Origin of the sequence: Pseudomonas moorei (assembly GCF_042846945.1) — a bacterium.
GTDB classification, from domain to species: Bacteria; Pseudomonadota; Gammaproteobacteria; order Pseudomonadales; family Pseudomonadaceae; genus Aquipseudomonas; species Aquipseudomonas moorei.
On the sequence record NZ_AP035776.1, the window covers coordinates 6,096,614 to 6,115,661 of the forward strand.

General features: G+C 60.4%; 18 protein-coding genes and 1 pseudogene. 12 read left to right on the forward strand and 7 right to left on the reverse strand.

The window, feature by feature from the left end; all coding sequences use genetic code 11:
* Positions 1-76: 76 nt before the first annotated feature.
* Together ACGJAX_RS28415 and ACGJAX_RS28420 are read right to left on the reverse strand one after the other, a co-directional pair.
* On the reverse strand, positions 77-535 hold the full coding sequence (locus tag ACGJAX_RS28415; RefSeq protein ID WP_390956926.1) for an REP-associated tyrosine transposase: 459 nt from the start codon (positions 533-535) through the stop codon (positions 77-79).
* Positions 536-729: 194 nt separating this feature from the next.
* The gene (locus ACGJAX_RS28420) at positions 730-1,170 is read right to left on the reverse strand and encodes a heme-binding protein (protein ID WP_390956927.1); all 441 of its coding nucleotides are present in this window, start codon (positions 1,168-1,170) and stop codon (positions 730-732) included.
* Between the two features lie 268 nt (positions 1,171-1,438).
* Between ACGJAX_RS28420 and gcl the strand changes: the two genes are divergently transcribed.
* The 8 genes from gcl (at position 1,439) to ACGJAX_RS28460 (ending at position 11,013) form a co-directional block, all read left to right on the forward strand.
* Entirely contained in the window at positions 1,439-3,214 is a 1,776-nt protein-coding gene (gene gcl / locus ACGJAX_RS28425) for a glyoxylate carboligase (protein WP_047531913.1), read from the forward strand.
* Between the two features lie 96 nt (positions 3,215-3,310).
* Positions 3,311-4,093 (forward strand): hydroxypyruvate isomerase, encoded by a 783-nt coding sequence (gene hyi / locus ACGJAX_RS28430; protein WP_090324205.1) that lies wholly within the window; start codon positions 3,311-3,313, stop codon positions 4,091-4,093.
* A gap of 150 nt (positions 4,094-4,243) precedes the next feature.
* Positions 4,244-5,134 carry a 2-hydroxy-3-oxopropionate reductase gene (locus tag ACGJAX_RS28435; protein WP_390956928.1) on the forward strand — a complete coding sequence of 297 codons (891 nt, stop codon included), beginning with the start codon at positions 4,244-4,246 and terminating at the stop codon, positions 5,132-5,134.
* A 165-nt stretch (positions 5,135-5,299) separates the two neighbouring features.
* Positions 5,300-6,574, forward strand: a complete 1,275-nt coding sequence (locus ACGJAX_RS28440; protein ID WP_090324209.1) for a glycerate kinase — start codon at positions 5,300-5,302, stop codon at positions 6,572-6,574.
* Entirely contained in the window at positions 6,571-7,986 is a 1,416-nt protein-coding gene (gene pyk, locus ACGJAX_RS28445; RefSeq protein ID WP_090324211.1) for a pyruvate kinase, read from the forward strand. Before ACGJAX_RS28440 ends, pyk begins: the two co-directional genes overlap by 4 nt.
* Before the next feature lie 162 nt (positions 7,987-8,148).
* A complete protein-coding gene (locus ACGJAX_RS28450; protein ID WP_390956929.1) occupies positions 8,149-9,063 on the forward strand; it encodes an urea transporter in 915 nt (304 codons plus the stop codon).
* A gap of 21 nt (positions 9,064-9,084) precedes the next feature.
* Positions 9,085-9,912, forward strand: coding sequence for an ion transporter (locus tag ACGJAX_RS28455; RefSeq protein ID WP_390956930.1), 828 nt, complete (start codon positions 9,085-9,087; stop codon positions 9,910-9,912).
* Positions 9,913-10,014: 102 nt separating this feature from the next.
* Entirely contained in the window at positions 10,015-11,013 is a 999-nt protein-coding gene (locus tag ACGJAX_RS28460; protein WP_247257577.1) for a sulfate ABC transporter substrate-binding protein, read from the forward strand.
* 130 nt (positions 11,014-11,143) lie between these two features.
* On the opposite strand, the gene ACGJAX_RS28465 is transcribed toward ACGJAX_RS28460, so the two are convergent.
* Together ACGJAX_RS28465 and ACGJAX_RS28470 are read right to left on the reverse strand one after the other, a co-directional pair.
* Positions 11,144-11,587 (reverse strand): hypothetical protein, encoded by a 444-nt coding sequence (locus ACGJAX_RS28465; RefSeq protein WP_090324218.1) that lies wholly within the window; start codon positions 11,585-11,587, stop codon positions 11,144-11,146.
* 98 nt (positions 11,588-11,685) lie between these two features.
* Complete coding sequence (locus ACGJAX_RS28470; RefSeq protein ID WP_248914774.1) at positions 11,686-12,315, reverse strand: hypothetical protein; 630 nt, start codon at positions 12,313-12,315, stop codon at positions 11,686-11,688.
* A gap of 241 nt (positions 12,316-12,556) precedes the next feature.
* Here ACGJAX_RS28470 and ACGJAX_RS28475 point away from each other — a divergent pair, with 241 nt between their 5' ends.
* The 3 genes and pseudogenes from ACGJAX_RS28475 (at position 12,557) to ACGJAX_RS28485 (ending at position 14,962) form a co-directional block, all read left to right on the forward strand.
* Positions 12,557-13,762 (forward strand): MFS transporter, encoded by a 1,206-nt coding sequence (locus ACGJAX_RS28475; RefSeq protein ID WP_390956931.1) that lies wholly within the window; start codon positions 12,557-12,559, stop codon positions 13,760-13,762.
* A gap of 162 nt (positions 13,763-13,924) precedes the next feature.
* Complete coding sequence (locus tag ACGJAX_RS28480; protein WP_390960018.1) at positions 13,925-14,392, forward strand: helix-turn-helix domain-containing protein; 468 nt, start codon at positions 13,925-13,927, stop codon at positions 14,390-14,392.
* Positions 14,389-14,962, forward strand: a pseudogene (locus ACGJAX_RS28485) (PIN domain-containing protein). The gene ACGJAX_RS28480 and the pseudogene ACGJAX_RS28485 overlap by 4 nt, the downstream one beginning before the upstream one ends.
* Positions 14,963-15,021: 59 nt before the next feature.
* Here ACGJAX_RS28485 and phnN read toward each other — a convergent pair.
* Positions 15,022-15,585, reverse strand: a complete 564-nt coding sequence (gene phnN / locus ACGJAX_RS28490) for a phosphonate metabolism protein/1,5-bisphosphokinase (PRPP-forming) PhnN (protein ID WP_390956932.1) — start codon at positions 15,583-15,585, stop codon at positions 15,022-15,024.
* Positions 15,586-15,753: 168 nt separating this feature from the next.
* A complete protein-coding gene (locus ACGJAX_RS28495) occupies positions 15,754-16,662 on the reverse strand; it encodes a LysR substrate-binding domain-containing protein (protein ID WP_390956933.1) in 909 nt (302 codons plus the stop codon).
* A 162-nt stretch (positions 16,663-16,824) separates the two neighbouring features.
* Between ACGJAX_RS28495 and ACGJAX_RS28500 the strand changes: the two genes are divergently transcribed.
* Positions 16,825-18,033: an MFS transporter gene (locus tag ACGJAX_RS28500; protein ID WP_390956934.1), complete on the forward strand. Its 1,209-nt coding sequence runs from the start codon at positions 16,825-16,827 to the stop codon at positions 18,031-18,033.
* A 610-nt stretch (positions 18,034-18,643) separates the two neighbouring features.
* On the opposite strand, the gene ACGJAX_RS28505 is transcribed toward ACGJAX_RS28500, so the two are convergent.
* A complete protein-coding gene (locus ACGJAX_RS28505; RefSeq protein ID WP_090324224.1) occupies positions 18,644-19,048 on the reverse strand; it encodes a hypothetical protein in 405 nt (134 codons plus the stop codon).

Below are 19,048 nucleotides of genomic sequence, written 5' to 3' on the forward strand. Positions count from 1 at the left end.
CTTCATATTGTATCTACGGTGTTCGCGTTTCCCGTGGGAGCGAGCCTGCTCGCGATAGCGTCAGCTCGGTTTCAAATCAAACCCACATAGCATCCCACAACGGATAATCACCCAACTTTTCAACCAACCCCGCACGCAATGGATTGGCCACGACGTACCGTGCCAACCTCACCAAGTCTTCCTCACGGCGCAGCGCTCGATCATGAAAGCCATTCTGCCAAAGGCTGTTTTTACGTCCGGAGCATCGATTTACCGCTTTAGTACTCAAGGATTTAGTCTTCTGCACCAATGCGCTCAATGACCCGCGTTGCAACTCCACCAACCAATGAAAGTGGTCGGGCATCACAACCCAGGCCAACGAGTTTGCACATCCTTGATCCTGCGCAGCGCGAAATTGTGCGACAACCAGTCTTCCCAACGCAAAGTCGCTGAAAACAGGTTCTCTGTGAAATGTGTTGGTGGTCAGCAGATAAACTCTGCTCTTTTCGGTATAGCGACCGATGCGCAGGCGGTTTGAAGCGGGTAAATCTGGCATTCCTTAGCTCCTTGCATGATGAAGTCATGAAGAAGGCTAGACTTTGTCAGCCAGAGGATGAGGCAGACTTTTAGCTGGTTGTGTCTGGTCGATAGCAATCGCGAGCAGGCTCGCTCCCACAAGGGTTTCGCGTCGTATACAAGTCCTGTGTGGGTGCGAGCTTGCTCGCGATGCGGTCCTTCAAACTATTAAGTTCAAGCACTCACCCCCGCATCCGCCCTCAACCCCAACGCCTCAATCGCCGTGATCGCACACTGCTCATCGACATCCGACAGATCGCCGCTGATCCCTACTGCGCCCAGCACTTTCCCCTCCTGATCCCGAACCAGCACACCACCCGGTGCCGGCACGACGCTGCCCTGGCCCAGGCTGTTCAACGCAGCGATAAACGCTGGGCGTTGTTGCGCATCCAGCGCCAGCAGGCGCGAGCCTTTGCCCAGCGCGATGGCGCCCCAGGCTTTGCCAATGGCAACGTGCGGGCGCAGCAGGCTCGCGCCATCTTCGCGTTGCAGGGCGATCAGATGCCCACCGGCATCCAGTACCGCAATGGTCAACGGTGCCGCGCTGATTGCACGCCCCGCGGTGATGGCCTCGTTGACCAGGTTGACTGCGACTTTCAAGGTTAAAGCGCTCATGGTGCCGTCCTCATTTTGTTTTTCGGAAAGCCGTTGGGCTGCTTCGATGTGCCGCAGCCCGATGCAACAAATAGAACACAATGAATTATTTTTTTGTATACAATAATTATCGAAAAGCGCCACATGCGACGAAAAGCCACACTGATTCGGGCTTCCGACGAATGAAACAACCGCTTGAGAAAATGGATTGACCTGCGCCGTCCGCCGTGAATACACTCTGCGCAAAGCCACTTGTATACAATTACAAAACGTAAAGAGGCACAAAACCATGAGCAAAATGAGAGCAATCGAAGCCGCCGTTCTGGTGATGCGCCGTGAAGGGGTTGATACCGCTTTTGGCATCCCCGGTGCCGCCATCAACCCGCTGTACTCCGCCCTGCAAAAGGTCGGCGGCATCGATCACGTCCTCGCCCGCCACGTTGAAGGCGCGTCGCACATGGCCGAGGGCTACACCCGCACCAAGGCCGGCAACATCGGCGTGTGCATCGGCACCTCCGGCCCTGCCGGTACTGACATGGTCACCGGGCTCTACAGCGCCTCGGCCGACTCGATTCCAATCCTGTGCATCACCGGGCAAGCACCCCGCGCCCGTATGCACAAGGAAGACTTCCAGGCTGTCGACATCACCAGCATCGTCAAGCCAGTCACCAAATGGGCAACCACGGTCCTGGAGCCGGGCCAAGTGCCTTACGCGTTCCAGAAAGCGTTCTACGAAATGCGTTCCGGCCGTCCTGGCCCGGTGCTGATCGACCTGCCATTCGACGTACAGATGGCCGAAATCGAATTCGACATCGACGCTTACCAGCCACTGCCGCTGGCCAAACCGACCGCTACCCGAGTTCAGGTCGAGAAGGCACTGGCCCTGCTCGATCAGGCCGAGCGTCCATTGCTGGTGGCCGGTGGCGGCATCATCAACGCCGACGCCAGCGATCTGCTGGTTGAATTCGCTGAACTGACCGGCATCCCGGTCATCCCGACCCTGATGGGCTGGGGCACGATCCCGGACGATCACCCGCTGATGGTCGGCATGGTTGGCTTGCAGACGTCGCATCGCTACGGCAACGCCACGATGTTGAAATCCGACGTGGTACTGGGTATCGGTAACCGCTGGGCCAACCGTCACACCGGTTCGGTGGATGTCTACACCGAAGGCCGCAAGTTCATCCACGTCGATATCGAAGGCACACAGATCGGCCGCGTGTTCACCCCGGACCTGGGCATCGTTTCCGACGCCGCCGCCGCGCTGACCGTGTTCATCGAAGTCGCTCGCGAATGGCAAGCCGCCGGCAAGCTGAAAAACCGCAGCGCCTGGTTGCAGGATTGCCAGCAGCGCAAGGCCAGCCTGCAGCGCAAGACTCACTTCGACAACGTGCCGGTCAAGCCGCAGCGTGTGTATGAAGAAATGAACCAGGTGTTCGGCAAAGACACTTGCTACGTCAGCACCATCGGTCTGTCGCAGATTGCCGGCGCGCAGTTCCTGCACGTCTACAAGCCGCGTCACTGGATCAACTGCGGTCAGGCCGGCCCGTTGGGCTGGACCATTCCGGCGGCGCTGGGTGTGGTCAAGGCTGACCCGGACCGCAAGGTTGTCGCACTGTCGGGCGACTATGACTTCCAGTTCATGATCGAAGAACTGGCGGTGGGCGCGCAGTTCAAGCTGCCGTACATCCACGTCGTGGTGAACAACTCGTACCTGGGGTTGATCCGTCAGGCGCAGCGCGGTTTCGACATGGACTACTGCGTGCAGTTGTCCTTCGACAACCTCAACGCACCGGAACTCAACGGCTACGGTGTCGACCACGTCGCGGTTGCCGAAGGCCTTGGCTGCAAGGCGCTGCGCGTATTCGAACCGGCTCAGATCCAGCCTGCCCTGCGCAAGGCCCAGGAGCTGATCGAAGAGTTCAAGGTACCGGTGATCGTTGAAATCATCCTGGAGCGCGTGACCAACATTTCCATGGGCACCGAGATCAACGCCGTCAACGAATTCGAAGACCTGGCGCTGGTCGGCAACGACGCACCGACAGCGATTTCGTTGCTTGATTGATTCCTCCGTGTGAGCGCGCCTGTGTGGCGAGGGAGCTTGCTCCCTCGCCACAGACTCGCTCCCATAAGGGACCTGACAAATTTACAGGAGACCACCATGCCGCGTTTCGCAGCCAACCTGTCCATGCTGTTCACCGAACAGGACTTTCTTGCCCGTTTCGACGCGGCCGCCAAGGCCGGCTTCACGGGTGTCGAATACCTGTTCCCGTACGACTTCAGCTCTGCCGAAATCAAGGCCAGGCTCGACGCAAACGGTCTGACCCAAGTGCTGTTCAACCTGCCGGCCGGTGACTGGGCCAAGGGCGAACGCGGCATTGCCTGCCTGCCGGACCGTGTCGAAGAATTCCGCGCCGGCGTCGATCTGGCCATCGCTTACGCACAGGTGCTGGGTAACACCCAGGTCAACTGCCTGGCCGGGATTCGTCCACAAGGCTTCGACGACGCCACCGTGGAAAAAACCTTCGTCGCCAATCTCAAGTACGCGGCCGACAAGCTGCAGGCGGCGGGCATCAAGCTGGTGATGGAAGCGATCAACACCCGCGACATCCCGGGCTTCTACCTGAACAACACGGCGCAAGCCCTGTCGATTCGCGAGCAGGTCGGCAGTGCCAACCTGTTCCTGCAATACGACATCTACCACATGCAAATCATGGAAGGCGATCTGGCCCGCACCCTGCAATCGCACCTGGGCGAGATCAACCACGTACAGCTCGCGGACAACCCGGGGCGCAACGAACCAGGCACCGGTGAAATCAACTACCGCTTCCTGTTCGAACACCTGGACCGCATCGGTTACCAGGGTTGGGTCGGCTGCGAATACAAGCCGTTGACCACCACTGAAGCAGGCCTGGGCTGGCTGAAAACCCATAACGCGATCTGACACAAATCCTGTGGGAGCGAGCCTGCTCGCGAAGAGGCCGGCACATTCAACATCTATGTTGCCTGGCACACCGCTATCGCGAGCAGGCTCACTCCCACAAAAAACAGTTCCCTATTTGCTTGAGCAAGACAAAAACAAGAGGATTTTCTCATGGCTAAAATCGGATTTATCGGCACCGGCATCATGGGCCACCCAATGGCGTTGAACCTGCAGAAAGCCGGTCACAGCCTGTTCCTGTCGGCGCACCACGACGCCGCGCCTGCCGACCTGGTCGCCGCTGGCGCCGTTGCCCTGGCGAACCCGAAAGAAGTGGCCCAGGAAGCCGAATTCATCATCGTCATGGTGCCGGATACTCCACAGGTCGATGACGTGCTGTTCCGCGCCGATGGCATTGCCGCCGGCGTTGGCAAAGGCAAAATCGTGATCGACATGAGCTCGATCTCGCCGACCGCCACCAAGGCGTTCGCCGCCAAAATCAACGAGAAAGGCGCCCAGTACCTCGACGCGCCTGTGTCCGGCGGTGAAGTCGGCGCCAAAGCTGCGACCCTGAGCATCATGGTCGGTGGCGACGCCGATGCCTTCGAACGCGCTTTGCCGCTGTTCCAGGCCATGGGCAAAAACATCACTCTGGTCGGTGGCAATGGCGACGGTCAGACCGCGAAAGTGGCGAACCAGATCATCGTGGCCCTGAACATCCAGGCCGTGGCCGAAGCCCTGCTGTTCGCCTCGAAAAACGGTGCCGATCCAGCCAAGGTGCGTGAAGCCCTGATGGGCGGTTTCGCTTCGTCGAAAATCCTGGAAGTGCACGGTGAGCGCATGATCAAGGGCACCTTCGATCCGGGCTTCCGCATCAGCCTGCATCAGAAGGACCTGAACCTGGCCCTGCAAGGCGCCAAGGAGCTGAACATCAACCTGCCGAACACCGCCAACACCCAGCAAGTGTTCAGCACCTGCGCGGCCATCGGTGGCAGCAACTGGGATCACTCGGCACTGATCAAAGGCCTGGAGCACATGGCGAATTTCTCGATTCGCGATAAGTAACATTCGCCGCAATACTTGTGGGAGCGGGCTTGCCCGCGATGACATCGCCTCGGTCTGCCTGTAAGACTGCGGCGCCTGCATCGCTGGCAAGCCAGCTCCCACAGGGACCGAGCCGAAACACCTGTTTTCGCCCTACTCCAATAACAAGAATTCCGGGAGCCCGCCATGTCGGTCGATCCGCAACAATTCCTCCGCGAGCTGTTCGCCACAGCCATCGACGCCGCCCATCCGCAGCAAGTCCTCGAAGCCCATTTGCCCAAGGATCGCAGCGGTCGGGTGATCGTCATCGGTGCGGGCAAAGCCGCCGCGGCCATGGCCCAGGTGGTCGAACGCTGCTGGCAGGGTGAAGTGTCCGGCCTGGTCGTGACGCGTTACGGCCATGGCGCGCCCTGTGAAAAAATCGAAGTGGTCGAAGCCGCGCATCCGGTACCGGATGCAGCCGGCCAGGCCGTGGCCAAACGGGTATTTGAACTGGTCAGCAACCTGACCGAAGCCGACCGCGTGATCTTCCTGCTCTCGGGCGGGGGTTCGGCTTTGCTCGCCCTGCCCGCCGCCGGCATCACCCTGGCCGACAAGCAGTCGATCAACAAAGCCCTGCTCAAATCCGGCGCGACCATCGGCGAAATGAACTGCGTGCGCAAGCACCTCTCGGCGATCAAGGGCGGGCGTCTGGGCAAGGCCTGCTGGCCCGCCACTGTTTATACCTATGCGATTTCCGATGTACCGGGCGACCTCGCCACGGTCATTGCCTCTGGCCCCACCGTGGCCGACCCCAGCACTTCGGCCGAGGCGCTGGCGATTCTCAAGCGCTACGACATCGAAGTTCCGCCGTCCGTGCGCACCTGGCTGCAAAGCCCGGAATCGGAGACGGTCAAGCCCGGCGACCCAAGCCTGGCCCGTAGTCATTTCCAGTTGATCGCCCGCCCGCAGCAATCGCTGGAAGCTGCCGCCGTGAAATGCCGCCAGGCCGGCTTCAGCCCGCTGATTCTCGGCGACCTGGAAGGCGAATCCCGCGAGGTGGCCAAAGTCCACGCCGGCATCGCCCGCCAAGTGGTCCTGCATGGGCAGCCAGTGCCGGCGCCGTGCGTGATCCTCTCGGGTGGCGAAACCACGGTGACCGTGCGCGGCAATGGCCGGGGCGGACGCAACGCTGAATTCCTGCTCAGCCTGACTGACAGCCTCAAGGGCCTGCCCGGTGTCTACGCGCTGGCCGGTGACACCGATGGCATCGACGGCTCCGAAGACAACGCCGGCGCAATCATGACCCCGGACAGTTACGAGCGCGCCGCCGCCCTCGGCTTGAGCGCCAGCGACGAGCTGGACAACAACAATGGTTACGGCTACTTCGAGGCGCTGGACGCACTGATCGTCACCGAGCCGACCCGCACCAACGTCAATGACTTCCGCGCCATTCTGATTCTCGAGAGCCCAAAACCATGACGCCTGATAAAAAGGTCAAAATCCTCGCCACCCTCGGCCCTGCCACCGACGGAATCGACGACATCCGCGAGCTGGTGCAGGCCGGGGTCAATATCTTCCGCCTGAACTTCAGCCACGGCGATCACGCCGACCACGCCCAGCGCTATCAGTGGATCCGTGAAGTCGAGCGTCAGCTGAATTATCCGCTGGGCATCCTGATGGACCTGCAAGGCCCGAAACTGCGGGTCGGCAAGTTTGCCGAGGGCAAGGTGCAACTGGTCCGCGGTCAGGCCCTGCGCCTGGACCTCGACACCACGCCGGGCGATGAGCGCCGGGTCAACCTGCCACATCCGGAAATCATCGCCGCGCTGGAGCCGGGCATGGACCTGCTACTGGACGACGGCAAGCTGCGCCTGCGGGTGGTCACCAAATACGCCGACGCCATCGACACCACCGTGCTCAACGGTGGCGAGCTGTCGGATCGCAAAGGGGTGAACGTGCCGCAAGCGGTGCTCGATCTCAGCCCGTTGACCGCCAAGGATCGCCGCGATTTGAGCTTCGGTCTCGAACTCGGTGTGGACTGGGTGGCACTGTCGTTCGTGCAGCGTCCGGACGACATCCGCGAAGCCCGCGCCCTGATCGGCGACAGAGCGTTCTTGATGGCCAAGATCGAGAAGCCTTCGGCGGTCACCCAACTGCGGGAAATCGCCGAATTGAGCGACGCGATCATGGTTGCCCGGGGTGACCTCGGCGTGGAGGTGCCGGCCGAAAGCGTGCCGCAGATCCAGAAAAACATCATCAGCACATGCCGCCAACTGGGTAAACCGGTGGTGGTGGCTACCCAGATGCTCGAATCGATGCGTTTCTCGCCGGCCCCGACCCGTGCCGAAGTCACAGACGTGGCCAACGCCGTGGCCGAAGGTGCCGATGCGGTGATGCTGTCGGCGGAAACCGCCTCCGGCGAATACCCGCTCGAAGCCGTGCAGATGATGAGCAAGATCATCCGTCAGGTGGAAAACGGTCCGGACTACCAGACCCAACTGGACGTCAGCCGGCCGAAAGCCGAAGCGACCGTTTCCGACGCGATCAGCTGCGCGATCCGTCGCATCAGCAATGTGCTGCCGGTGGCCGTACTGGTGAATTACAGCGAGTCCGGCGCGTCGACCCTGCGAGCGGCACGGGAGCGGCCGACGGTGCCGATCCTCAACCTGACTCCGAACCTGCAAACCGCCCGTCGCCTGAGCGTGGCGTGGGGCGTGCACTCGGTAGTCAACGATCGCCTGCGCCAGGTCGATGAAGTCTGCTCGACCGCACTGGAAATCGCCCAGGCCCAAGGCATGGCCCAGCGTGGCGACACATTATTGATCACGGCAGGTGTGCCGTTTGGGCAGCCGGGATCGACTAACTCTTTGCGCATCGAGACGTTGATCTAGAGCGCCCATACCGGCCTCATCGCCAGCAGGCTGGCTCCCACATGGTTTTTGTGTCGATCATGAAATCAATACTGAACAGAGATTCAGTGTGGGAGCCAGCCTGCTGGCGATCCGCCGGGGTCGCGCTCGACCGACTCGCTCCCTTTGACTTTCAGAACTGCCATGCCTGCCAACCACTTCAACACCCATTGCCCCGATTGGGCAACGGCCACGCTCAACGGCTTCAGCCAGATATTCCTCCAGCGTCACCCGCTGTTCGGTCTGTTGTGCCTGCTTGCCATTCTGTTTACCGCCCCCGCCCTGCTCGGCGGCGCGCTGCTCGGCGGCGTCGCCGGGTTGCTCACCGCACAACGTCGTGGCTACGCCAAGGCCGATCGCCAGGCCGGGCTGTTCAGTTACAACGGCGTCCTGCTCGGGTTGTTGCTGAGCCTGTACTTCCCCTGGTCGGCCATGCTGCCGCTGGTGATCATCGCCTGCGGCGGGCTGAGCGCGATGCTCACTCAACAGTGGCTCAAGCGCGCCCGGTTCAACCAATGCCTGCCCGCCTACACCACGCCCTTCGTGGTATTGAGCTGGGTGCTGCTGTGCTTCGCCACGCCCTCGACCCAGGCACATTTGATCGAAGTCGACACGCCGAACATGCTCGCCGCGCCCCTCAAAGGCTTTGGTCAGGTGATGTTCCTTGGTCATCCGCTGGCCGGTGCGATGATTGCCGCCGGCTTGCTGATTGCTGACCGTCGCGCATTCTGCTGGGCGCTGTTGGCGTCTGTCGCGGGCATGGGCTGGAGCCTGCTGCACCATGATTTCTACACCGCCCTGCTCGGCCTCGGTGGCTATAACGCCGTGCTCGCTGCCCTCGCCTTCAGCTCGCAGCGCCAGCAACCGTGGCTGCCACTGGCCGGCATTGCATTGGCGCTGCTGCTGACGCCGGTGTTCGCCACGATCGGCCTGCCCACGCTGACCGCGCCGTTCATCCTCGCCTGCTGGCTGGTCCGTTCGGTGGCTCAAGTGTTCGGCAACGCCATGGATGTCTCTGCGCCTTGCGCTCCCGGGGAGAATCGACCTAGGCTGCGCTGATTCTCGAGTCAGGCGTTATCCATGGACATCAGTACTAAAAAATGGCGTGAACAACTCTACGTCATGGTTTTCCAGACCGACACCAAGGCCGGTCGGCGTTTCGACGGCATTTTGCTGTTGATCATCCTCGCCAGCCTGGTGGTCGTGATGCTCGACAGCATCGATGCGGTGCACCAGGACTACGCCGATGTGCTGGCGTATATCGAATGGGGTTTCACGGTCATCTTCGCCATTGAATATGGCCTGCGCCTGTACTGTTCGCCCAAGCCACTGCGCTACGCCTTCAGCTTTTATGGCCTGGTGGATTTGCTGGCCATCGTGCCCGGCATCCTCGCGCTGTACTATTCCGATGCGCAGTACCTGCTGATCATCCGGATCATTCGAATGCTGCGGATTTTCCGCGTGCTCAAGCTCAGCCCTTACCTGAAACAGGCCAATTACCTGATGTCTGCCCTGCGCGGCAGCAAGCAGAAAATCGTGGTGTTCCTGGTCAGCGTCTGCACGCTGGTGACCGTGTTCGGCACCTTGATGTATGTGATCGAAGGCCCGGAACACGGGTTCACCAGCATTCCCAAAGGCATCTATTGGGCCATCGTGACCCTGACCACCGTAGGCTTCGGCGATATCGTGCCGAAGACGCCGCTGGGGCAGGTGGTTTCCTCGCTGGTGATGATCACCGGTTACTCGATCATCGCCGTGCCGACCGGCATATTCACCGCTGAACTGGCCAACGCCATGCGGGGTGAAAACCTTCACCACGAATGCCCGGTGTGCCGGAAAAACAGCCATGAACCCGACGCCGCGTTCTGCTCTCGTTGCGGCAATGCATTGTTCAAGAAACTGGAATAAGCAAAGTGCTTTTTAATCTTTAAAGGACTATGCGAGCCCGGCTATAGTCGCTGGCAAATTGCCTCACCTTTAAAAACAAACTTTCAGAACAAGGATTGCGCAGTGAAAAAACTCTTAGGCGCCTCGCTTCTGGCCGCTGGCCTGGCACTGACCAGTGTGGCTCAGGCCGCACCGACCCTGCTCAACGTTTCCTACGACGTGATGCGCGATTTCTACAAGGACTACAACACTGCGTTCCAGAAACACTGGCAAGCCGAACACAACGAAAACATCACCCTGCAGATGTCCTTCGGCGGCTCCAGCAAACAGGCGCGATCGGTCATCGATGGCCTGCCGGCTGACGTCATCACCATGAACATGGCCACCGACATCAACGCCCTGGCAGACAACGGCAAACTGGTCCCGGACAACTGGGTGACGCGCCTGCCGAATAACAGCGCGCCGTTTACCTCGGCTACCGTGTTCATCGTCCGCAAGGGCAACCCGAAAGCGCTGAAGGATTGGCCGGACCTGCTCAAGGATGGCGTGCAAGTCATCGTGCCGAACCCGAAAACCTCGGGTAACGGCCGCTACACCTACCTGTCGGCGTGGGGCTATGTGCTGAAGAACGGCGGCGACGAGAACAAGGCCAAAGCCTTCGTCGGCAAACTGTTCAAGCAAGCGCCGGTGCTCGATACCGGTGGTCGCGCCGCTACCACCACTTTCATGACCAACCAGATTGGCGATGTGCTGGTGACCTTCGAAAACGAAGCGGAAATGATCGCCCGCGAATTCGGTCGCGATCAGTTTGAAGTCATCTACCCAAGCGTCTCCGCCGAAGCCGAGCCGCCGGTGTCGGTGGTCGACAAAACCGTGGACAAAAAAGGCACCCGCGCCGCCGCCGAGGAATACCTGAAGTACCTGTGGTCGCCGGAAGGCCAGGAGATTGCGGCGGCGAACTACCTGCGTCCGCGTGACCCGGCCGTTCTGGCCAAGTACACCGATCGCTTCCCGAAAGTGGAATTCCTCTCGGTAGAGAAAACCTTTGGCGACTGGCGCACTGTGCAGAAAACCCACTTCAATGATGGTGGCGTTTTCGACCAGATCTATAGCGGTCAGTAATCACCTGAACACTGCGACGACTGTGGGAGCGAGCTTGCTCGCGATGGGGTCATGGCAGTCAACGACGATGTTGATTGTGCAGATATCATCGCGGGCAAGCTCGCTCCCACAGTTTTTTTCATCTGCTGTTTCAGCTCAAGTTGCCGCAGAAAATACTCTGGTGACCATCGGCCGGACTTTCCCGCACCACCAATGCATAGCCGCCCGCTCGAAGCGTCTCGACGGCTACCGGTGCGCTTTTCCAGAAATACTGGTGCGATGCCTGGGAATAGAACCGCGCGTTCGGACCGTCGTTCATGTCATAGGCCGGTTTCGAACCCAGGCTCGCACAGCTTCCCGGATAGATGTAGGCCATCAGACGGCCTGGTAAAGCGCTGCCCATGCTCTCGCCACTGACGGCAAACCAGAACACGGTTTCATGACCACTGGACATCATGATGGGCCGGGCGATATGGCCGGCGTTGATGGAAGTAGCATTGAGGGGAACATTGGTGACCTGACGGTCAGGCACTGTTGAGCATCCGCAGATGCACCCGACCGCTACCACCAATGCCAGCGAAGATACGATTTTCATCGTGATGCTCCCGCTTGGTAAGGACGCGTTGAAGTGATCCCCCTGTAGAGTCTAGCCGTCAGGGCTAAGCGGGTTTTTCTTCGGATGGTCGGTAGGCCTTACATCGGCGGCGTCACCCCGTCCTTGCCGGCCGAAATCGACTGCGCCGTCAGCGTGCCATCGGCGCTTTGGGTGACGAACGTGACGATTTTCGTCCCCACTTTGAGCAAGCTGCGATCCCCCGGCAGCACGTTGACGATGGGCACGTCCTCCGGCACCAGAATCTTCTGCTGGCCGCCCTTGTAGTTAACGGTCAGGATCCGGCCGTTGCTGACCACCAGGTCGCCGACGCTGCCATTGGTCATGCTGCTGCCCTTGGCCAGATCAAAGGGGCGATGCCCGTCGCCACTGCCCGCCAGTTCCGGCGGGAAAACGTGGACTTCCAGCGCCTTCAGGCTGCCATCCTCTTGAGGAATGGCGGCCGAGCCGATGTAACTGCCGGGTTTGATGTCTTCGATATTGGCCAGGGTAACGGCGCGAATCCTGGTGTCCTTGTTCAGGTTGACGGTCAGGTTTTCACCGCTGTTGGCATGGACTTTCACCCGATCGGCGCTGACCTCGATGATCTCGCCGCGCACACCAATGTGCATGCCCGGCGCCTCTTGTGCCTGAGCCCAACTGACCGAGAACAAACTGACCAACGTAACCAGAGAGGCGCCGCGAATCAGGTAACGCAACATCGCATTCATGGACGTGACTTCCGCTAATGAACGTTAAGGAGGCAAGGGCGAACATAAGCATGCTATCGAACAAGATGTAAGTGAATGTATCATCAGCCCTCAAAGTTTCGACGCAAGGTTCACGGGCCGACGGCACATGACCCTTCACTCATTCCGCAACGGAATGAGTGCTATCACTCCAATCACTCTTCCGCCGTACCGGTCAGGCCATTAGCCTGCGCGCATCCCCTTTTGCTCAGCGAGACACGTTATGAACCAGGCAACTCAAGTGCCCCACGGCACCGCGACAATGACCCGAGGCATGGTGCTGCTGTTCGCGTTCTGTTGTGGCGCCATCGTGGCCAACATTTACTACGCGCAACCCATCATCGGCCTGATCGCCCCGGACATCGGCCTGACCAACACCATGGCCAGCCTGATCGTGTCGTTGACCCAGATCGGTTATGCGCTGGGCCTGTTCTTCCTGGTACCCCTGGGTGATTTGCTGGAGAACCGTCGGCTGATGATCATCACCACGGTAGTGGCGATTGCCAGCCTGCTGGGCGCGGCGTTCACCGATCAGCCGAACGTGTTTTTGCTGATTTCGCTGCTGGTGGGCTTCAGTTCGGTGTCCGTGCAGATCCTGATTCCACTGGCCGCGCACCTGGCGCCGGAGGCATCTCGCGGTCGTGTGGTCGGCGGGATCATGGGCGGCTTGCTGCTGGGGATTCTGTTGGCGCGGCCGGTCTCCAGCGTCGTTGCGGACCACTTCGGCTGGCGAGCGATGTTTGTCATTGCGGCGCTGTTGATGGCTGCCATCAGCGGTGTGCTGGCCCTGACCATCCCCAAGCGCCAACCGGATCACAGCGCTTCTTATGGCCAGTTGCTGGGCTCGCTGTGGACGCTGTTGCGCCAGCAACCGGTGCTGCGTCAACGCGCCTTCTACCAGGGCTGCATGTTTGCCACGTTCAGCCTGTTCTGGACGGCGGTGCCCCTGGAACTGGCGCGCAACCATGGCCTGTCGCAAAGCCAGATTGCGATCTTCGCGCTGGTCGGTGCCATCGGCGCCATCGCCGCCCCCATCGCCGGTCGCCTGGCCGATGCCGGCCACACCCGCGTCGCGTCCTTGCTGGCCCTGCTGTTCGCCAGCCTGAGCTTCTTGCCGGCCTTCATCCATCCGGCCTACAGCGTCATCGGTCTGGCAGTGACCGGTGTGGTACTCGATTTCTGCGTGCAGATGAACATGGTCCTGGGCCAACGGGCGGTCTACGCTCTCGATGCCAAAAGCCGCAGCCGACTCAACGCCCTGTACATGACCAGCATCTTCATTGGGGGTGCGTTCGGATCATCGGTGGCCAGCCTGGTGTACGAACAGGGTGGCTGGTTGTGGATCGTGGTGGTTGGCAGTGCGTTTCCGCTGCTGGCGTTGCTGCGGTTTTTGATAGTGTCAAAACAACCTTCCCTGGTTACCGCATAAATGGCAGGCAGGCTGGCCAGCGCCACGGCTCGGGCGCTTGTCGAGTATGTCCTGGGGTTGCTGAGAAAAACGCTTTTGAATTTCGATTATTTCGTTTATTGAGGTTTTCGAATAATTCGAATAGCCTGCCGACATCGATTTATCAGAATATTGGAAACCGTCATGTCGACAGTCATTGATCCGACCATTACCTTGCCTCTCGAGCGTGAAGTACAAGCCGCCATCAAGGGCCAGCGTGCCTTGGCCGCCTATCTCGCCACTCAACTCGAAACCCAGCGCATCCAGATTTTCGATGACCAGAACGAAGCGCACAGCGTCGAACTACCCACCTCCGCGCTAAGGCTGCTCGTCGATATCCTGGCAGAACTCGCTGCGGGCAACGCCGTCAAAGTGGTGCCGATTCACGCCGAATTGACCACGCAAGAAGCAGCAGACCTGCTCAACGTCTCACGTCCGCACCTGATCAAACTGCTCGAATCCGGCGAATTGTCTTACCACAAAACCGGCAAGCACCGACGGGTGCGATTTGTCGATTTGATGGACTATAAAAACCGGCGTGAAGTAGCCAGCGAACAAGCAATGATGCTCCTCGCCGAGCAGGCACAGGCTTTAAGGACAGGATACGAGTGAGGCACTCTTCTTTTACCGTTGTATATGACGCTTGTGTGCTTTATCCCGCGCCCTTGAGAGACTTTCTGATGTGGCTCGCACTTTCCGGTTGCTTCAGAGCGCTGGTCCCGGGAGATACACAACGAATGGAAACGCAACCTGTTGAAAAAACGCCCGGATCTGACCGTCGAACAACTGGACCGCACATCCGGGTTGATGGATGAGGCCATTCCTGACGCCTGCATCACAGGCTACGAAGAGCTGATTGAAGGACTGTCGTTGCCCGACATTGATGATCGACATGTATTGGCCGCCGCGATTCGCTGTAGTGCCTGCGTCATTGTCACCTTCAATCAGAAAGACTTTCCCGTTGCGGCACTCGCTCCATTCGGTATAGAGGCTCAGCACCCTGACGAGTTCGTCGACAATCTGTTTGACCTGGATCCCGCGGCAGTGGTCTCTGCTGCCCAACGACAACGCCATCAGTTGAAAGCACCGCCGATGGACGTGGGCAATTATCTCGACCTCTTGTTGCGCCAAGGCTTGGTTCAATCCGTCAAGGCACTCAACGATTTCAGAGCGATGATTTAACAGCGATGCTCAAATCCACGGATCTGACGATTACCCTACAAGCGCCAGCAACATCAGTCTCATGCGTCCGGTTTATCGATGCAGACCAGCAAGCGCTCCACCGTGTACTCCAGCGGCCCGGAGTTGTCGAGCAGATGCACGGCAGGCTCGCTATCGGCCAGCAAGCGCTCATTGAAACGGGCGTTGCGTGCCAATCGCTGATCGATCTCGACCACCGATTCACGCCCGCGCGCCAGCAGGCGCTGGCGCAACACGGCTTGATCCACGGTCAGCAACAGAACGACCACATCGGGATAGCGCTCTCGAGTGTCCTGCAGATGCCCGCGAGAGCCGTTTACCAGCACGTCGTCCCCCGCTTCCAGCCAGTCGTCGATTTCCCGCGGAATACCATAGGCCAGACCGTTGGCGTGCCAGCTCAAGGCAAAGGCGCCCTGGGCCTCCATCTCGGCGAACTCTTGCATGCTGACACCCAGCGCCGCCTCCCCCACCGCCTCTGCCGAGCGAGTGATGACCCGCCGCACGATACGACAGCCGTGTTCGGCCAGTCGTAACCGCGCGGCATCCAGCAGGCTGTCCTTGCCCGAACCGGAAGGTCCGATGAGATAGATCAACCTGCCCGCCATCAAAACACCCTCTTCGCTTGTCGCCAGACTTGTTGTTGGACCACCGACAGCCCTTGAGCCACTAGGTCAGCGGCGGCCACGTTACCCGAGTGCGATCCGCCGCGCACTGTTCGGGGTGAATAATGCGGTCAATCAGCCAGCACGCGTCATCGTTGACCGCCATCGCGCCTACAGAGAAACGCGTTCTCCCGGAGCGGCCTGGCCCGCCGTGCGAGCACGCAAGCGCGGGGTCACAAAGTCGAGGAATGCCCGCAACTTCAGGGGTAGTGGCGCCTGCCCCTTATGCACGAGGCTGACAGGCAGCGGCAACGATTCGAAAGGCTCGAGCACCACACGCAGGCCATCTTTGCGCAAGGCATCGGCAACCTGATAGGACAACACCCGTATCACGCCCACCCCGAGCATCGCCGCGTCGATGGCTGCTTCCGCCGTATTGACGGCCAGCCGTGAATGAACGCGCACGGACATCTCTGATTTGCCCGTCCCGAACACCCAGGCCCCTACGGACGCCAGGACTTCGAAGGTAATGCAGGCGTGCCCGGCCAGATCCGCAGGCTTGAAGGGTATGCCATGGGTCGCGAGGTAATCAGGGCTTGCACAAACAACCCGGCGCACGGCACCCACTTGTGTGGCCATCAGCGAGCTGTCGGGCAAGTCGCCAATGCGCACCGCGACATCGCAGTGCTCTTCCATCAGATGCACGACACGGTCGGTGAGCATCAGATTGATCTCGATCTCCGGATAATGCGCGAGAAATTCCGCAATCACCGGCACCAGATGCAAGCGTCCGAAAACCACCGGAGCGGTGACCACCAGTTCACCTTTGGGCGAGGCGTATTCCCCGGTCGCGGCGCGCTCGACCTCGGCGATGTCCTCAAGAATACGCCGACAGGCCGCCACGTACGAAGCGCCGGCTTCGGTCAACGAGAGTTGCCGGGTGGTTCGGTGAAGCAGACGCGTCTGCAGGTGTGATTCCAGCTCCGCCACCTTGCGGCTGACCGTAGCCAGTGGCATGCCAAGCTGCCGCGCGGCACCCGACAAACTGCCCGAATCGACCACGGCGATCAGTACAGACATGGATTCAAGGCGATTCATCGTGTCCCTATCAAATTATGGAAGGATGATTCCCGATCCTAGGGGATTATCCATATTTATGCGAACCCGTAAGGTTGGTCATTCAACTTCCGCGCGCGATATCACGTCGCACATGCCGGAAAACCAACCTGGAAGGAGAGTTTCGTGAGCGCCCTGCCCTTATCATCCGAAAGTACGACAGCGCCGGCCCTGGCGTCCCGCGGCAAGATCATCATGATGGCGATCATCGCCGGCGCGGTGATCACCAACATTTACTGCACCCAGCCGATTCTGCCATTGATCGCGTCGGATCTAGGGCTCGACGTGACGACAGTCGATCTGGTAGCCGGCGCGGCCCTGCTGGGGTTCGCCACCGGGCTGGCCCTGTTACTGCCCATGGGCGACCGTTTTGACCGGCGCAAACTGGTGCTGGGTCAAATCGCATTGGCGTTCTGCTTCGCGATCGCGGCAGCCATTTCGCCCGGTGTCGGCACGCTGATCGCGGCGTCTTTCGGCCTCGGCATCGTCAGCTGCGTGCCCCAGCAACTGGTGCCATTCGCCGCCGTGATGTCAAAGCCGAGCGAGCGCGGGCGTAACGTCGGCACGGTGGTCAGTGGCATCATGGTCGGCATCCTGCTCGGTCGCACCATCAGTGGCGTGGTCGGTGAGACTTGGGGCTGGCGCGCGGTCTATGGCGTGGAAGCCGCGTTCATGATCCCGGTCTGGATCGCTGCAGCCACACTGCTTCCGCAAGGTGTGCCGAGCACCCATCTTTCCTATCCGCGCCTGCTCGCCTCACTCTGGCCACTGATGCGCGATAACTCGGCGATTCGGCAATCGATGATCGTCCAGGCACTGTTGTGGGCCTGCTTCAACGCCTTCTGGGTCAACCTGGCGACCTTGCTGGCCAAGGGTCCCTGGCAGCTGGGCAGTGCCTGGGCGGGAGGCTTCGGCATCATCGGCGCGGCCGGTGCACTCGCTGCATCGCTGGGTGGCCGTGCTGCTGATCGCTTGGGCTCGCGCAGTGTGATTGGCGCCAGCATCGGTATCGTCACCCTGGCCTACCTGCTGCTGGCCGGCGCGCAGACCTCGCTGGCATTGCTCGTACTGGGGGTGATTGTGCTCGATATCGGCGTGCAGTCCGGCCTGGTGTCCAACCAGACCCGCGCATTCGCCGTAGACCCCAAAGCACAGGGTCGCATCAACAGCCTGTACATGACTGCCACCTTCTTCGGCGGTGCGGTGGGAGCGGCGGTCAGTGGCTGGCTGATGGCACGCTACGGCTGGTCAGGCATCGTCGTCTTTGGTGTCGTGCTCGGACTCATCGCCCTGGCAATCCATTGGAGGGGTGCACCACGCCAGGCGAAGGCTTGATCGAGACAGGTGCCGGTTTTGCAGAAGTGAAGCTTGCTTGCGACGACACCTGGCCAATCAACCAAGTGCCTCCTGACACACCGCCATCGCTGTGATGCGGCGCCCCGACAAGCCAGCTCAGAAAAGCACGACGGCGTACACCCACCCGCTCTTCACCACTCATCAGGCCGAGCGTTAGCTCGCCTGCAGCTCTTGATCTTGATCCACCCGCCCCTTCGGGAGGCTGAGTGGAGGTGTGCATCCGGGGAGTGGCGCGTAGCGCCGTTCGACGCAGTCGAACACGCTGCATGTAGGTCGAAGCGAAGCCGACCGGAGGGCAGTGTCCCCGAATGGATACCGCAGCGAAGGAACGCCGAGCCTTAGCGAGGAGCCGGACGCTCGGGGCGAGCCTTTTTTTGCTTATCTTTTTTTTGGCGTTTGAAAAAAAAGTAAGTCGCCGTACGGGCGAAACCCTAAGCCGCCGTTACCGCAGCAACGGATATGTACTCAGTCAACAACACACAGGTCGGCTGTCAGGCCGCCATCGCTGCGATGCGGCACCCCGACAAGCCAGCGCCGACAAGCCATTCAAGCCCCCACAAAAAAGGCGACCCCGAAGGTCGCCTTTGCATTACTGCCCGAATTGCCGCCCCAAACCACCCGGCACCCCATGGATATCCGTCTCTTCCCACGGCCCGTTCGGACTGATCGAACGGCTCCAGCCATTATCCCAGCGGTAGTAGGTGCGCTGACGGTAAAACGTATTCGGTTGATCGTCGAGCACATAGACCCCCAGTTTCGGGTCCCAATGGCTGTTGCCACCCGGCGGCGGCGCGAAGCTGGCCGAGGTGCGCGGCAGCGGCTTGGCGGGCTTGCCCGGTGTGGTCGGTTTGCCCGGCGCGGTCGAGGGCGTCGGCTTGGTGCCAGGCTGTGACGGGATCGGTGGCGGCGTCTGATGCTCGGGTGGCCGTTGGACCGCACAAGCGCTCAGCCCCAAAACAACGCTGAGCAAGGTGATACGAGCGATGGCGGTCAT

Coding starts and splice junctions, on each gene's coding strand:
- ACGJAX_RS28435 (WP_390956928.1), top strand. CDS start 4,244: ATGGCTAAAATCGGATTTATCGGCACCGGCATCATGGGCCACCCAATG.
- ACGJAX_RS28465 (WP_090324218.1), bottom strand. CDS start 11,587: ATGAAAATCGTATCTTCGCTGGCATTGGTGGTAGCGGTCGGGTGCATC.
- ACGJAX_RS28470 (WP_248914774.1), bottom strand. CDS start 12,315: ATGAATGCGATGTTGCGTTACCTGATTCGCGGCGCCTCTCTGGTTACG.
- hyi (WP_090324205.1), top strand. CDS start 3,311: ATGCCGCGTTTCGCAGCCAACCTGTCCATGCTGTTCACCGAACAGGAC.
- phnN (WP_390956932.1), bottom strand. CDS start 15,585: ATGGCGGGCAGGTTGATCTATCTCATCGGACCTTCCGGTTCGGGCAAG.
- ACGJAX_RS28495 (WP_390956933.1), bottom strand. CDS start 16,662: ATGTCTGTACTGATCGCCGTGGTCGATTCGGGCAGTTTGTCGGGTGCC.
- ACGJAX_RS28450 (WP_390956929.1), top strand. CDS start 8,149: ATGCCTGCCAACCACTTCAACACCCATTGCCCCGATTGGGCAACGGCC.
- gcl (WP_047531913.1), top strand. CDS start 1,439: ATGAGCAAAATGAGAGCAATCGAAGCCGCCGTTCTGGTGATGCGCCGT.
- ACGJAX_RS28415 (WP_390956926.1), bottom strand. CDS start 535: ATGCCAGATTTACCCGCTTCAAACCGCCTGCGCATCGGTCGCTATACC.
- pyk (WP_090324211.1), top strand. CDS start 6,571: ATGACGCCTGATAAAAAGGTCAAAATCCTCGCCACCCTCGGCCCTGCC.
- ACGJAX_RS28420 (WP_390956927.1), bottom strand. CDS start 1,170: ATGAGCGCTTTAACCTTGAAAGTCGCAGTCAACCTGGTCAACGAGGCC.
- ACGJAX_RS28455 (WP_390956930.1), top strand. CDS start 9,085: ATGGACATCAGTACTAAAAAATGGCGTGAACAACTCTACGTCATGGTT.
- ACGJAX_RS28480 (WP_390960018.1), top strand. CDS start 13,925: ATGTCGACAGTCATTGATCCGACCATTACCTTGCCTCTCGAGCGTGAA.
- ACGJAX_RS28475 (WP_390956931.1), top strand. CDS start 12,557: ATGAACCAGGCAACTCAAGTGCCCCACGGCACCGCGACAATGACCCGA.
- ACGJAX_RS28440 (WP_090324209.1), top strand. CDS start 5,300: ATGTCGGTCGATCCGCAACAATTCCTCCGCGAGCTGTTCGCCACAGCC.
- ACGJAX_RS28505 (WP_090324224.1), bottom strand. CDS start 19,048: ATGACCGCCATCGCTCGTATCACCTTGCTCAGCGTTGTTTTGGGGCTG.